The 14,323-nt window shown below is 56.6% G+C and carries 11 protein-coding genes; 9 read left to right on the top strand and 2 right to left on the bottom strand.

Annotated features, from left to right (window positions below):
- Position 1: 1 nt before the first annotated feature.
- From Pan181_RS22055 to Pan181_RS22025, 7 genes are all read left to right on the top strand, one after another.
- The gene (locus tag Pan181_RS22055; protein WP_145250272.1) at positions 2–946 is read left to right on the top strand and encodes a PEP-CTERM sorting domain-containing protein; all 945 of its coding nucleotides are present in this window, start codon (positions 2–4) and stop codon (positions 944–946) included.
- A 73-nt stretch (positions 947–1,019) separates the two neighbouring features.
- Complete coding sequence (locus Pan181_RS22050; protein WP_197528592.1) at positions 1,020–4,118, top strand: dockerin type I domain-containing protein; 3,099 nt, start codon at positions 1,020–1,022, stop codon at positions 4,116–4,118.
- A 28-nt stretch (positions 4,119–4,146) separates the two neighbouring features.
- Positions 4,147–4,611 carry a helix-turn-helix domain-containing protein gene (locus tag Pan181_RS22045; RefSeq protein ID WP_145244956.1) on the top strand — a complete coding sequence of 155 codons (465 nt, stop codon included), beginning with the start codon at positions 4,147–4,149 and terminating at the stop codon, positions 4,609–4,611.
- Positions 4,599–5,246 (top strand): IS630 family transposase, encoded by a 648-nt coding sequence (locus Pan181_RS22040; protein ID WP_145244957.1) that lies wholly within the window; start codon positions 4,599–4,601, stop codon positions 5,244–5,246. The genes Pan181_RS22045 and Pan181_RS22040 overlap by 13 nt, the downstream gene beginning before the upstream one ends.
- A 106-nt stretch (positions 5,247–5,352) precedes the next feature.
- On the top strand, positions 5,353–6,426 hold the full coding sequence (locus tag Pan181_RS22035) for a DUF1559 domain-containing protein (protein ID WP_145250266.1): 1,074 nt from the start codon (positions 5,353–5,355) through the stop codon (positions 6,424–6,426).
- Between the two features lie 55 nt (positions 6,427–6,481).
- Positions 6,482–6,919 (top strand): transthyretin-like family protein, encoded by a 438-nt coding sequence (locus Pan181_RS22030; RefSeq protein ID WP_145250263.1) that lies wholly within the window; start codon positions 6,482–6,484, stop codon positions 6,917–6,919.
- 87 nt (positions 6,920–7,006) lie between these two features.
- Complete coding sequence (locus tag Pan181_RS22025) at positions 7,007–9,601, top strand: glutaminase family protein (RefSeq protein WP_231943669.1); 2,595 nt, start codon at positions 7,007–7,009, stop codon at positions 9,599–9,601.
- 30 nt (positions 9,602–9,631) lie between these two features.
- On the opposite strand, the gene Pan181_RS22020 is transcribed toward Pan181_RS22025, so the two are convergent.
- Positions 9,632–10,519 (bottom strand): hypothetical protein, encoded by an 888-nt coding sequence (locus tag Pan181_RS22020; RefSeq protein ID WP_145250233.1) that lies wholly within the window; start codon positions 10,517–10,519, stop codon positions 9,632–9,634.
- A gap of 356 nt (positions 10,520–10,875) precedes the next feature.
- Between Pan181_RS22020 and Pan181_RS22015 the strand changes: the two genes are divergently transcribed.
- Positions 10,876–12,021 carry a hypothetical protein gene (locus Pan181_RS22015; protein ID WP_145250230.1) on the top strand — a complete coding sequence of 382 codons (1,146 nt, stop codon included), beginning with the start codon at positions 10,876–10,878 and terminating at the stop codon, positions 12,019–12,021.
- A gap of 405 nt (positions 12,022–12,426) precedes the next feature.
- Positions 12,427–13,368 (top strand): IS5 family transposase, encoded by a 942-nt coding sequence (locus Pan181_RS22010; protein ID WP_145244898.1) that lies wholly within the window; start codon positions 12,427–12,429, stop codon positions 13,366–13,368.
- A gap of 480 nt (positions 13,369–13,848) precedes the next feature.
- Here Pan181_RS22010 and Pan181_RS22005 read toward each other — a convergent pair whose 3' ends face one another.
- Complete coding sequence (locus tag Pan181_RS22005) at positions 13,849–14,313, bottom strand: hypothetical protein (protein WP_145250227.1); 465 nt, start codon at positions 14,311–14,313, stop codon at positions 13,849–13,851.
- Positions 14,314–14,323: the final 10 nt, after the last annotated feature.

Genomic DNA, 14,323 nt, shown 5'->3' with positions numbered 1-14,323 from the left:
AATGTTCAACACCTGGAAAACCTACCTCAGCCTACTAACCCTTGCATTCACTTTACCTGTTGCCTCGTCGCAGGCCGCGGTGGTGTTTATGGACACTTTTGACCGCGATACCGAATTCAACCTCAACGGCTCCATGACCGGCATCACCAACAACACAAACGACGCTTTTGCCGAAGGGGTGTACGCCAACGGTTTTGTCGACGCGAACTATCCTGGAGCTGGCGCAGATGGAATTGCTTCGAATGGTGGATCCGCAAAGATCGACTCGAACGAACTACGGCTAGCAGTCGGCCCCGGAACTTCCAATACGTTTGTGAATCACAATTTTGTCAACCTCGATTCGACTGTCTTTAATGTATCTCTCGACTTAACCGGCTACGGTGGCGGCGCTACCAGCGGTCATGGCGGTGGATTCGCCATCGGCATGAGCCTCGACGAAGCCCTTAGCACCGGCGACGCTCAGAATGGCAATACCGCGGCCGGCGATGGCGACTTCAAGATGCAGGATGGGTTGCAAGATGGCGGCAACGAAGTGTCTGACGTGTCGGTAAGCGACTTCTGGGCAGTACTGCGTGGCGATGGCTTTCTGCAGTGGGGAACTAAAGGTGCGAACTTCCCGAAAGTAGATGGTGAGTTTGGCGAGGGGCACTTGGGGAGCGTTGGGGTCGATGCCAACACCGGCACCATCGAAGCCACGTTCATCGCTCCGGATTTCAACGACGGCACAAACGTTCGCTACTTCCTGTCGTTCAACGACACGATTGTCGACGCCGGTTCGTTCGTCTGGACCGGCACCAATGAGAACTACATCGGCATCGACGCCCGCCATGGCAGCTACGTCGGTTTCGACAATTTCTCCGTTAGCGTGCCTGAACCTTCCACGCTGCTAATCGCAGCCGTCGCGGCTTTTGGCCTGGTGGGATATGGCCGCTGGCACACAAATTAACAACTTACCTAATCACAGATACCTATTCACTGATCTTCCAGAATGGCGACGACGCCGCAGAGGATTACCGAAAATGACCCGCACGAGTAAATCACTTTCAACCTTCGCTGTTGCGGTAGTTGCCGTACTGGCGATCAGTGCGAACCACGCGAATGCAGTCGTGTTGTTCTCCGACACATTCAACCGTACGGATGCGAACGACTTGAACGGAGAACTCACCGGCATCACCAATAACACCGGCGATGCCTTCGCCGCTGGCGTTTACGGGCACGGCCATGTCGACCCCAATCAACCCGGCGTTCCCGACGGAGTCGCCGCGAACGGGGGTGGTGCTTCGATTGCCTCGGGTGAAATGCACTTGGCGGTAGGTGCAGGCACTTCGAACGCCTTTGTGAATCACAACTTCATCGACTCTGCCATTCTCACCGATGGCGGATTCAGCATTTCGATGGACATCACTGGCTACGGTGGTGTCACCTCGAGCGCGGGGCACGGCGGGGGCTTCGGCATCGGCATGAGTCTCGACGAAGTGCTAAGCACCGGCGATGCACAAAACGGCAACACCGCCGATGGCGAATCGGATTTCAAGATTCAGGATGGTTTGCAGGATGGTAGCAACCAGGAATCGGACGTGGCCGTCAGCGATTTCTGGGTGATGCTGCGAGCCGACAACCTGCTTCAGTGGGGCACCAAAGGCCACAACTTCCCAGGCAACGCCGGCGTGTTCGGCCCTGGCCATCTAGGCAGTTTGAACGTGGGACAACAAACCGGCACTCTGCGTGCCGATTTCACCGTGTCGGACTTCAACGACGGCTCCGAGGCAATCTATCGGCTTTACTTCGAGGAATCGCTCATCGACACCGGTACCTTCCAGTGGACCGGCGCCGACGAAAACTATATTGGATTCGACGCCCGCCACGGCAGCTACGTTGGCTTCGACAACCTTGTGGTCGAAAGCAAGGAACCGCCACCACTGCCAACGCTTACCGTGAATCGCGACACCGGAAACGTCACCCTTACCAATCAAGATCCTTCGTCACAACAATCGTTGGTCATTTATTCCATTCGTACCGAGACCGGTGGTTTCGACCAGAGCCAGTGGTCCACGATCGAATCGCAAGGACTGGATACCAACGACACCTGGTTCTCGCTCACCGATGAGAGCGCTACTTACCCCACGGATATCTCCGAAGGAACTCTCGGAGCCTACTCCCTAGGAGCTAATGGAACTTCGAACGATTCCATCGACTTTGGCAACATCTGGGTACCAAGTCCCTACGAAGATCTGACGATTGAGGTACGCGACGAGAATGGCATGACCGTTCCCGTGGTGGTCGTCTACACCGGCAACGATGGCGAGTCGCTTACGCTCGGCGATTACAACCACAACGGCGAAGTCGACGCGCTCGATTGGCCGACAGTTCGCGACAATCTCATCTCTGACGTTTCGGCACTGTCGCTTTTTGAGCGCTATCTGAATGGCGATCTCAACAATGATGGCAGAGTCGACCAACTCGACTTCCGTCGATTCAAGACGCTTTACGAAGCCGATCAAGGAGAAGGTTCGTTCGCCGCACTAGTCGCTGGCACTTCCGTTCCTGAACCCACAACCGTGGCCCTGCTGCTGGGGTGCTTGTCGGGCGTTATGCTCTACCGCAAATCTCGCAACACCAACTGGATTGCGATGGTAGCATTGGCCTTAATTGCCATAGGTTCGGGTGAACAAGCACAAGCAGTCAGCTTATTCGCCGATTCCTTCGACCGTGCAGACAGTCGAAATATTGATATCTCCACCACCGGCATGAGCGGATCCGTGCTGTCTTCGTTGTCGGCCGACAACGTATACACTCACGCTTACATCGATCCCGCGAATGACCCTGGTCCTCAGGATGGCGATGCAACCAACGGCGGCGGCGCCCAGGTGCTCGCGAACGAGTTACAACTCGCTGTGGGAGCTGGCACATCGAGTGCCTTTATCAATCACAATTTCACCGATGCAGCGATACTTAGCGATGGTGGCTTCAGCGTGTCGGTCGACGTGACCAGCATCATCAACAACTCGGGCCTCAACCAACACGGCGGCGGCTTTGCCCTTGGCATGACCCAAGCCGAAGCGCTCAGTCCTGAAGATGCGTACCGCGGTGAACAAGACTCTCCAGTGATGACTAGCGGCTTGAACGACTTCACTCCCATCGGAGCAGGAGTTCAAGACTTCATCGTCAGTGATTTCTGGGTCGTATTACGCTCGAACCAAACGCTCGTCTGGGGCAGCAACACCGGAACCGTGCAAGGTCTGAACGTTGGAGCCAGTACGGGTACGATTACCGCTAAGTTTGCTACCACCAGCTTTGATGCCGGACAAGACATCGCCTACGAGGTCTTCTTCGATGGCACTTCGCAAGGTTCGGGGGTCTTCCGCTGGACCGACGATTCAGCCAACTACATCGGCCTCGATGCTCGCGATGGATCCGGGGTATCGTTCGACAACCTGTCGATCGAATCGGTAACCGACGCCAGCATCAACACGCTGCAACTGGTTGTGAACACTACGACCGGTATCGTCTCCATCGCAGGTGGCGACAACGCCAACACGCTGGACTTCTACGAGATCAGCAGCCCTGGCATGGGGCTCGTCGATGGTAACTTCACCGGCCTTCAAGCAGCTGCTGGATACCCGGATGGCACCGAATTCGGCGCCGGCTGGGAAGTCAACGGCGTTCAGACTCCCTCGCTTCTTAGCGAATCGTATATCGGTGGTTCATCCACCATTGCCAGCGCTGCCACGGCCGCCTCGCTGGGAGCGATCTACGACACCGCTTTGGATTCGCGCGACGTAAGCCTGACGTTCTACGACACCGATGGCAATGCCTACACCGGATTCGTGGAGTACGTCGATTACCTGCTGCCCGACTTCAATGGCGATGGCATGGTGAATCTCGCTGACTACACCGTGTGGCGCGACAACCTTGGCCGTACTGGGGCCAGTCTCTCGCAAGGCGATGCCACCGGCGACGGAACCGTAGATGCAGCTGACTACAGTGTATGGAAAGCGAATTTTGGCATCGCCGCTCCTGGAATGGCTACCTTGCCGTCCAACACCGCAGTGCCAGAGCCTTCGATCTTGTGGATCGTTGGTTTGGGCCTCGCTGCAGGACTAGTACGTCTTTCCTGAAATCCATTCCGCTGCTATATGCTGCGGAATGAAAAAGCACATTGTTTGCCTGGACCACCAGGCCCGTGGAGGTTTGGAGCAGCTAGCACGCTCAGGCGCCCGCGCGGCGCAAGTGGTGCGTCGCTGCCAGATATTATTGAAATCGGACTCGGGATGCACCGACGAAGAGATCGCCGAGCATGTGGGCTGCACGACGCGCAACGTCCGAGCCGTCCGAAAGCGGTTCTGCGAAGAGGGCGTCCAGCGGGCGGTGTACGATGCGCCTCGCTCGGGCCGCCCCCCAGAGTTCACCAAGCGGCAGCAGCAACAGGTAATCGCCCTGGCGTGCAGCGAGCCGCCCGAGGGACGGGCTCGCTGGACGCTGGAATTGTTGTGCGAGCACGCGGTGAAGGAAGGCTTCGTCGATTCGCTCAGCGTGACGGAGGTCTCGCTGTGGCTCAAGGAACACGACCTGAAGCCGTGGCGAAAAAAACTTGGTGCGTGCCCAAGCTGAACGACGAGTTCTGTGAGCGGATGGAGGACGTCCTCGAGCAGTACGAGAAGCCGCTCGACCCGAACGAGCCGGTCGTCTGCCTCGACGAGCAGCCCTATCAGAGGGTCGACGACGCGCGGCCGCCCGAGCCCGCGGCACCCGGCAAGATCGCGAAGCAGGACTACGAGTACCGCCGCTGCGGAACCTGCAGCGTGTTCGTGGCGGTCGAGCCGAAGGCGGGCAAGCGATTCGTTCAGGCCAAGCGTCACCGCAAGCGAGCCGACTTCGCCCGGTTCGTCCGCGACCTCTTGAAGCGCTATCCCGACGCAGAGCGGGTTCATCTGGTGATGGACAACCTCAACACGCACAACGAGAAGTCGTTGATCGAAACCTTTGGCGAGGAGGCGGCTCGGCCAATGCTGGAGCGGATTGTGTGGCATTTTACCCCCAAGCATGCCAGTTGGCTCAACATGGCCGAGATCGAAATCTCGGCCATACAGCGACAATGCCTGGGACGTCGGTTGGCTTCGCTCGACAAGGTTCAAAGCGAACTCTCCCACTGTTCACGCGACCGCAATCGGAAGAAAATCAAAATCAATTGGACCTTCCATCGAAAAGACGCCAAACGCGTCTTCCCTGAACTCTATAGGAAATGACTTCCGGGACGACGTACTAGTCTGTCGTCGACAGTAAAACACAAGCACTTCATGGACGAAGCGAAGGAGCTTGTCCTCGATGCTGCGATAACCGAAGGGACATAGAATGACGCATCTTCTCAACCTCCCGAAGAACAACCCTAAGCGAGCTTTCGGATTCACGCTCGTTGAGCTGCTGGTCGTGATTGCCATCATCGGCATCCTAGTCGCGCTACTGTTACCGGCAGTACAATCCGCCCGCGAAGCGGCTCGTCGCATTCAGTGCTCCAATAACCTCAAGCAGTTCGGCTTGGGCATGCTGAATTACGAATCGGCGAAAGGTTCCATGCCGCCGGGCGTGGAGGTATTTCAGGACCCCGGCACTGGCAAGCCCCGCGTTGCCTCGGGCACCGCGTTTGTCGACCTGAAGTACACGTGGTCCATTGCCATTGGTCCCTACACCGAGCAAGGGCAAATCTTCGACAACCTGGACGACACCCGCTCGATCAGCGATACGGTGAATCGACAGTTCCTGCAGCAAGAGCTGCCAATGTTTCTCTGTCCCAGCGACCCTGGTCCGGAGAATTACAGCGGTACCCCATTTCCTCGTTCCTCGTACAAGGGGCTCAGTGGTGGCGCTGCCGGCACCACGTCGTGGGGTCGCGTTTACGATGTGATCAACATCGGTAACAACAGTTCCACGACACTGGTGAAAGACGATCGTGGAAAAGAAAAGCGTGGCGTTCTCACCGTGGTTTACGAGCCAGCAGGCGTGCATCCGGTAAAGCTACGCAGCGTGACCGACGGCACCTCGTCGACTGTCGCCATTACCGAATGGCACGTCACGCGTTCCTACAAGGCGAGCAATCCTAGCAACAACATTTATCACGCAAGCTGGTCGGCCCCCGCGGCTTTTGCTTCGCTCAGCACCGCGTTCATCACCCAAGACCTTCACGCAGCAATGTTCGGGCTCACCGACTTCACCGCTTGCAGCAGTCTGGGCATCAGCCCTCACTGGCTATGCGAAGAAGGCGTTGCTTCGTTGCACGCAGGCGACGTCCTGCAGTGCGTCTATGCCGATGGTCACGTCGATAGCTTAGGGGTCGATACCGATCGTCTGGTCTGGCAAGCACTGGCCACGATTCGCGGCGGTGAGGTGGGCGCAGCTACTGACACCACGTCGACCGTTCCCGACAGATAAACCTCCCACGTCTCGCCCGTCTATTCCCGTCCTCCCAAAGCTTGGATTCTCTCTCATGCAGCGACTTTCGACCCTGATCATCGGGCTAGGTCTCCTGGTGCTTTCAGGTTGCAGCAACAACGAACTGAGATACGCCCCCGTGGAGGGGGTGCTTACTGTCGACAACAAACCGATTGCGAAAGCTCAGATCGTGCTTTCTTGTGACTCGGTGGAAGTCGAAGGGGCAGCCCCCACCTCGCGGGGCGTGACCGACCAATCGGGGCATTTTTCCCTGGTTTCGATTACTCCAAACAAGCAGGTGATCGACGGAGCGGTGGTGGGAGAACATCGAGTTACGGTGATTACCAAACTTGAAGACATGAATAGTCAAAACCAACCGGTGGTAGTCCGCAAGGAAATGCTTGGTTCAGAGTACACAAATGGGCAAAAGCTCACGCTTTCTGTCCCCGCTAGCGGTACCACCGACGTACGATTCGATCTAAAATCGAAGTAAGAGATTCGACGAGTTGCTGCTCTCAGGCGGCAACCACACCGTGGCCAGTCTGTTCTCTTGGCCACGAGTTTCATTGAAGTCCCTACCGTGAAAGCCAGCTACCACATGTTTGCCCGCTCGTTCAACCAGGCAGTTCTTCTGAGCCTTACCCTCGTTTGTTACAGTACCCTGCCCTGCTTTGCTCAAGAAAGCGTCCAGCAGGAATGGACTCCACCAGCCTACCCGCTGGTGGCATGCGATCCCTATTTCAGTATCTGGTCCCAAGGCAAGTCGATTGTCGACACCGACACCACTCACTGGACTGGCAAGTCGCACCGGCTGGTAAGCCTGATCAAGGTCGATGGCAAAGTGTACCGCCTGCTTGGCGACACGCCCGAGAGACTCCCCGCGTTCAAGCAAACCTCGCAACAAGTATTGCCCACCACCAGCGTGTTTACGCTCGCTGGAGCAGGGGTCGAAGTCACCCTGAGCTTCACGACTCCCGCGCTGCCTGAGGATATCGACCTGCTCTCTCGCCCCATTACGTTCGTCACTTATGAAGCGAAGGCGACCGACGACAAGGAACACGAAGCTCAGCTGCTGTTCGCTGGTTCGGGCGAGATTGCCGTCAATACGCAGAACCAAATGGTCAAGGCGAAGCCAATCGAGATCGAAGGAGCTGCCGGCCTGACCGTAGGCTCTGTTAGCCAAGACATCCTCGGACGCCGAGGGGACGACCTGCGAATCGACTGGGGATACTTCTATCTGGCCGCAGAGCAATCGCAAATCGCTTCGACTGCCATTTCTACCATGCGACAAGTTGGCAAGCCTCTTTCCGGTGAACAGCCGGAGTCGTTCGACGGTGAAATCGCCGGCGGTCGGGCTGCTCTGTCTCTTTGCTTCCAGCCGATCAAGGTTGGCAAGTCGCCGACCAAGCAGTGGCTGCTCTTGGCCTACGACGACATCTACTCCATTGAATTCATGCGTCATCCGCTGCGGCCTTACTGGCGTCGCAATGGCCTCGACGGTGACGGCCTGGTGAAGGAGTCGCTGCAAGACTACGCAAAGCTCATGGCTCGCTGTGAGAAGTTCGACCAAGAATTGATGGCCGACCTGAAGGCCGCTGGTGGATCGCAGTACGCCGATATCGCCGCGTTGGCTTATCGTCAGTGCTTTGCCGCTGGCAAGTTTGCTGCCGATGCAAACGGCCAGCCGATTCAATTCAGCAAAGAAAACCATTCGAACGGCTGCATTGCGACTTCCGATGTGTTCTACCCAATGTCGCCGCAGTTCATCCTGTTTGGCCCGTCGCTGGCGAAGTCGTTCGTCGCCCCATTTATGGAATACGCGAACAGCCCACGCTGGAACTTCGACTTTGCTCCACATGATCTCGGCACCTACCCCAAGGCCAACGGCCAGGTGTACGGCGGTGGTGAGCGCACCGAAGAGAACCAGATGCCGGTCGAAGAGTCGGGCAACATGCTCATCCTCATGGCAACCATCGCCAAGCTGGATGGCAACACCGAGTTCGCCGACAAGTACTGGGCCAAGCTGGAACAGTGGGCTGAGTACCTGAAGGAAACCGGTTTCGACCCCGAAAACCAACTTTGCACTGACGACTTTGCTGGCCACATGGCCCATAACGTGAATCTCTCGGCCAAAGCCATCTGCGGCCTCGGAGCTTTCGCTCAACTCTGCGAACTGCGGGGCGATTCGGCCAAGGCCGACGAGTACCGCCAGATCGCCGAGCAGTACGCCGAGCAGTGGGTGGAAGCGGCGAAAGACGGAGATCACTACCGCCTGGCCTTCGACCGCCCCGACACTTGGAGTCAAAAGTACAACCTGGTTTGGGATCAGATTCTCGGCTTGAACCTCTTCCCGCAAGACGTGCTTCGCTCGGAAATGGACTATTACAAGCAGGTGCAAAATAAGTACGGTCTCCCATTGGACAATCGTCGTGAGTACACCAAACTCGACTGGATCCTCTGGACGGCCACTCTCACACAGAATCAAGACGACTTCGAAACGCTTGTTGCTCCTGTCCATCGATTCTTAAACGAAACTCCCAATCGTGCTCCGATGACCGACTGGTACGAAACCAAGTCGGGCAAGAAGGTTGGCTTCACCGCCCGTCCTGTCGTGGGTGGCGTGTTCCTGCAAATGCTCTACCAGGGCGATGTCTGGCAGAAGTACGCTTCTCGCGACCAAACCAAAGCGAGCGGCTACGCCGACATGCCGAAGCCTCCCAAGGTAACACTGAAAACGGCCAGTGCCGACAGCACTCCCGTGAAATGGCACTACACCACGCAAAAGCCCGCCGATAATTGGATGGATGCTGATTTCGACGATAGCCAATGGCGTGTAGGTCGCTCCGGCTTCGGCACTCGGGATACTCCGAACGCCTACGTGGGAACTACCTGGAATACCTCCGATATCTGGTTGCGTCGTACGTTTGATCTCGACGAAGTATCGCCTGAACTCAAGCTACACATGCATCATGACGAAGACGCGGAGGTGTATCTGAACGGGGTTCTGGCTCGTCGCAACAGCGGCTATTCCACCTCGTACGAGAACCTAACCATCGCTCCCGAAGCCCTCGCGACGCTCAAACCAACGGGCAACGTGATTAGTGTGCATTGCCATCAAACTCAAGGTGGTCAGTACATCGACGTCGGCATGGCCACGGTTGAGTACGAAGACTAACGCACCGAAGCTCCCCCTCTACGGGAGAGCTTAGTCGGCCGATCTTCCCCACAACTCGCTTAGCGATCCACCTCGCTGAGCGGGTACCGGGGGAAGCTCCACGGGACGAACCGTCGTAGTCTGCTCGAAGCTAACCTGCTGCGCGTCCTGCGATCCTTGCGTCGAACCCAAAGGCTGTTCAGGCGGAGTGGTTGGTACCAACTCCGTATCGTCGCACGTTTGGCAACACTGCAGGGCCTGCAATGCCATCATTCGTACACGCGTCGACTGTTCGCCCGGATTACCATCGGCATCCGATCCGGCCGCGCAGATCGTCAATGCTTTCACCACAGCAGGCGAACGACAGCTGCAACCCAGCAGTACCTTGGCTGCTTCGAGACGCACGCACTCGCTACGATCGGCACGGAGCGAGGCGATCAAAGCCCCTTCGGCCTCAGGGTAATAGCGGCAATCCACTCCCGCCAGGTAGGCAACCGCCTGCTTACGGATTTCGGCCTGCTGTTGCTCGGCCTTGATCTTGGCTGCGGCCGCTACCGCTGGAGGTGGCGGAGGAGGCGGCGCCGGCACGCCACCGGGGCTAGCTCCGACCGGCGCACTGGCATGAAGCTCCAGCGCCCGATCGAATTCGTTCCCCTTGCAACTCGGAATGATCCCGCCGGTCATCTTCGAGAATGGCTCGACCATGTTCGCAAGCATCTTGCCTGCGTTGGAGTTCTTGCATCGCAGCCGGCATCGGCGAAGCATCTGCATCGTTCCCGCATAGAAGCCGGGCGATTCGGCAGCAGCAGCCGCCGGCACGGCAGTCGGCAGTTCCTCCGCCCACCCACAGGAGGTAAGCAGAGCAACGGCAAGCGCGCAACAGCTCAATCGGTTGAGACAAGTTAGGTGATGCATGCCTTTGCTGTTCTCTATTTGCATAGGATTGCGTGCACTGCTAGCAGCGATTGCAGGAGGTTTGGGCAAGATATTTCACTTACACCCGTTGTATCGGCAGTTTGCCACACTTATTCGCCAGTGAAGGACGATACTTCTTAAGAATAATGCCATCGACCGCCGGGGTGTTCTGCGCGCCAACGGGGGTCAAGGCAACAGTCAACCATTTGGATTGTTCTCCATCGCTATCGTTTATGAAGTGCTTCTCTTCGATTACTTGCCAGCTCTGTAATCTCTGGTGGTTGCCAGTGGTATTGCTGTGCTTATGCCTGCAGGGAATCACGCACGCTGAAGAGCTTGGTGCCATCCGAATCGCAAGGTTGCCTCCTCCACCAAAGGATATGGCTACCCCGGTAGAGGCCGACGACGAGGAACCGGTTCTGCTGATCCCCTACCCTACTACCGAGGAAGTACCAGCACCGCTAGCAAGTCCGTTCGAACCGCTTCCCGAAGTGGCTCCTTCGTCACCATCGTCGGCTGGTTCGCTGAATATTCCAGGGTTGGCGGACATCGAATTTGCTCCTCTCAGTTGCTGTAATTGTTGTGGATCCCAGTGCGGGCAGTCGTCGCACTTCTGCAACGAATGCCAAGACATGGGACGATACGGGCGATTCCTTCGCTCCATCTATCGCGGCATCTGCTGTCCTGATGCTTGCTATGAACCCTGCTGGACTCCACTCGCAGACAGTGCGTTCTTTACCAACTCGGTGCGACCAGTCAACCAACAACGGTTTCGCTGGGACTTCGCCGAGGACATGCGGAATCCGGATCGCTCCGAATATTTTTGGGCAAGAGCCGATGGCTCCGGGTTGGGTCCCACCCCAGTAACGGACAGTTGGTTCCGCGGCCTCGACTACGATGAACTCTCTCACACCATCGAAGCGGCTCACGGCCCCATTGGCATCTGGTTCGAGTACACCTATCGCGCTCTCGATACCGATACCGGCCATTTCGCTGGCTTCGGCGACATGTCGATCGGCACCAAAACCTTGTTGTTCGATACCGAACTGGTGCAAATTGCCTCGCAGTTCCGCACCTACATTCCGCAAGGATCGAGTCGCGAAGGTCTGGGAACCGGTCATACTTCACTGGAACCTTCCTTGATCGCAGGGCTTAAACTCTCTCCCAAGTCGTACTTGCAAGCCGAAGTGGCTGAATGGATTCCGCTCGGAGGCGATAGCGTCTACGCCGGTGCTCTGCTCCGATACGGCTTTGCCTACAACCGCACGATATTTCAGCCGCATCCCTCGATCCCGATCATCAGCACCAGCGAAATCACGGGTTGGCATTTCCAGGATGGGCAATTCACCGACTCTTCGAGCGGTGACATGCGTCCTTCCAGCGGCGGGGACTACGTGCATGGATCCACGGGACTTCGCTTGTTCATTTGCGACCGGGTCGACTTCGGCACAAGTGCGTCGATGCCGCTCACCGGCGGCAGCTGGAGCGAGACCTGGTTGCGAACCGAATTGCGAGTCCGATTCTAAGGAATCGCGTCGCTCGGAATAGATTCCCACTGCTGGGCAAATAGATTCCCAATTTTCCCACCGATGGGAAAATTGAATCCGCGCCGACTCTACAAAACCAGTGGTTTTCACTCTCGAATAGATTCCCATTTCCCAAAACGCATCGAGTGGGAATCTATTTTCCCGCTGGGAATCAATCGCAAGTCGTTTGCCTGCAGTAAGTTGCATCAACACCTCCGCGATAGTTGCCCAAAATAGATTCCCATGGGTGGGAAACTATTTTGAGGAGGAGTCAGGAAACAGGATTCGGGGGTCAGGGGAGTTTGGGATTTATGATTTCTGAAGGCCTTGTTGAACAATTAGTCACAAACCTCCGTAAAAACTAACGTGGAATGGAACCACGTACCTTTTTTACGGAGATCGAACATGGCTACGAAAGAAAAACGAACCTACAAAGTCACGAACTGGAAGGAGTATAACAAGTCGCTCATCGAGCGTGGAAACATCACTATTTGGTTTAGCGACGAGGCGTTGGAGAACTGGGAACATCCTAACGACCAGACAAAAGTCGGTCGCCCTTTTGTCTTCAGCGATACGGCGATCGAGTGCTTGCTGACGATTCGCGAACTGCTGAAACTTCCCTATCGGCAGACTGAGGGATTCGGCCGCTCGCTGGTGGCGATGTTGGGCGTCGAGGCAGCGATTCCCAATTATTCTTCGCTCGCCAAGCGAGCCAGCAAGCTGAATGTTTCGCTCGATATCGCTAACAAGAGGGGCGACATCGATATCGTGGTGGATAGCACCGGCATGAAAGTGTTTGGCGAGGGCGAATGGAAGATGCGGACGCATGGCAAGTCGAAGCGGCGGACATGGCGGAAGCTGCATTTGTCGGTGAATCCTGACACCCGCGAGATTGTGGCGGAGATTTTGACCGAGAACAGTTGCCACGATGCCGATGCGGTTCCCGAAATGCTGGAGCAGGTGGAGCAGCCCGTAAAAAAGTTTCACGGCGACGGTAGTTACGACAAGTGGAAGGTTTATGAAGGGCTGGAATCCGAAGGCATTGAGCCGGTGATTCCGCCGCAGCACAACGCCAAGATCAAACAACATGGCAACTCTGCGGAGGAGCCTTTGCCCCGGGACGAGGCAATTCGTCAGATTCGACGCAAGGGGCGTAGGAGTTGGAAAGAGGAAGTGGGCTATCATCGTAGAAGCTTGGCGGAAACGACCATGTACCGAGTGAAACAAAGCTTTGGGAGCCATCTCAAAAACCGAGTATTCGAAAACCAACAAACGGAAGCCCGCTTGCGCTGTAAAATCATCAATCAATTCACCCAACTCGGGCTTCCACAGTTCGAGTGGAGTTAGTCAACAAGGCCATTTCTGAATGATGATTTCTGACTTGCGGATGTCATCTTGAGGGAGCTTCCAGCGACTGAAAGATCTCAGCTCGCCATTTAGAGCGTGTCACCAGCGACGCAGCCCCACCACCGCTTTACCAACGCGCGCAGCAGCGAACGCCCACGCAACCGAATATTCGCCTGCGCGTCGCCAGTCGTCTAAAAAAAATATGCATCACATCTCGCAACCTCCTATCACTAAAAAGCCAACAGCCGAAAGCTGATAGCCGAAAGCCTCACACACCTGTCCATTAGAACACCACAGATGGCCAATTTCCAGCGAAAAGTGCGACATTTGCACGAGTGTTTTTCCCACGAACGCGCAGGCGAGAACGATACGCTTGCCCGCTCCCTTGAGCTTGCCAGCAAGCGATGCACCGTGACCGAAATCGCTGGGTTTCCTGGTGCTGGCCGGCGGAGAATGCGGCCGGAGTATTGCGAGAGGAACCTACGAAGGCAACGTCCGCATCCCACCGCTTGCAGACTCATCCCAGTGCCAGTCTTCAATCACAAACCGGGCCCCTTCGAGTGGTGCGACCTTCACAACGGGCGTTGCGACTCGAGAAAGGAGTTCCGCTCGTAGCTTATCGCCTAGACTCGCATCGATCGCATTCGGTTGCCCATTCGGTGGTGCGGGCTTGGGGGGCGACTTCAGCTTCGCTCTCGCTTGCTGAATAGCCTTGGCATTCGTGGCCGCCTTCTCGGAGTTCTTTTCCCGCTTCTTGGCAACTTGTTCGGTCGCCTGCTTGGAACTTTCGTGAAGACTGCCGACACACTTCTCCAGCGAAGTCGCCAACCGCGACATCTCGTTGCGGAGCGCAGTCGTGGGCATCGAATGCGACACGTGCAGCAGATCGCCTGTCAGCTTTGCCAACACGGATTCAAGTTGATCGGTGGCCGGATTGTTGCTCATGGCTTTATTT

The sequence above is a fragment of the Aeoliella mucimassa genome, assembly GCF_007748035.1.
Lineage (GTDB): Bacteria > Planctomycetota > Planctomycetia > Pirellulales > Lacipirellulaceae > Aeoliella > Aeoliella mucimassa.
Note: the sequence above shows the minus strand (reverse complement) of the source record. Positions and strands in the feature narration are given on the sequence as shown.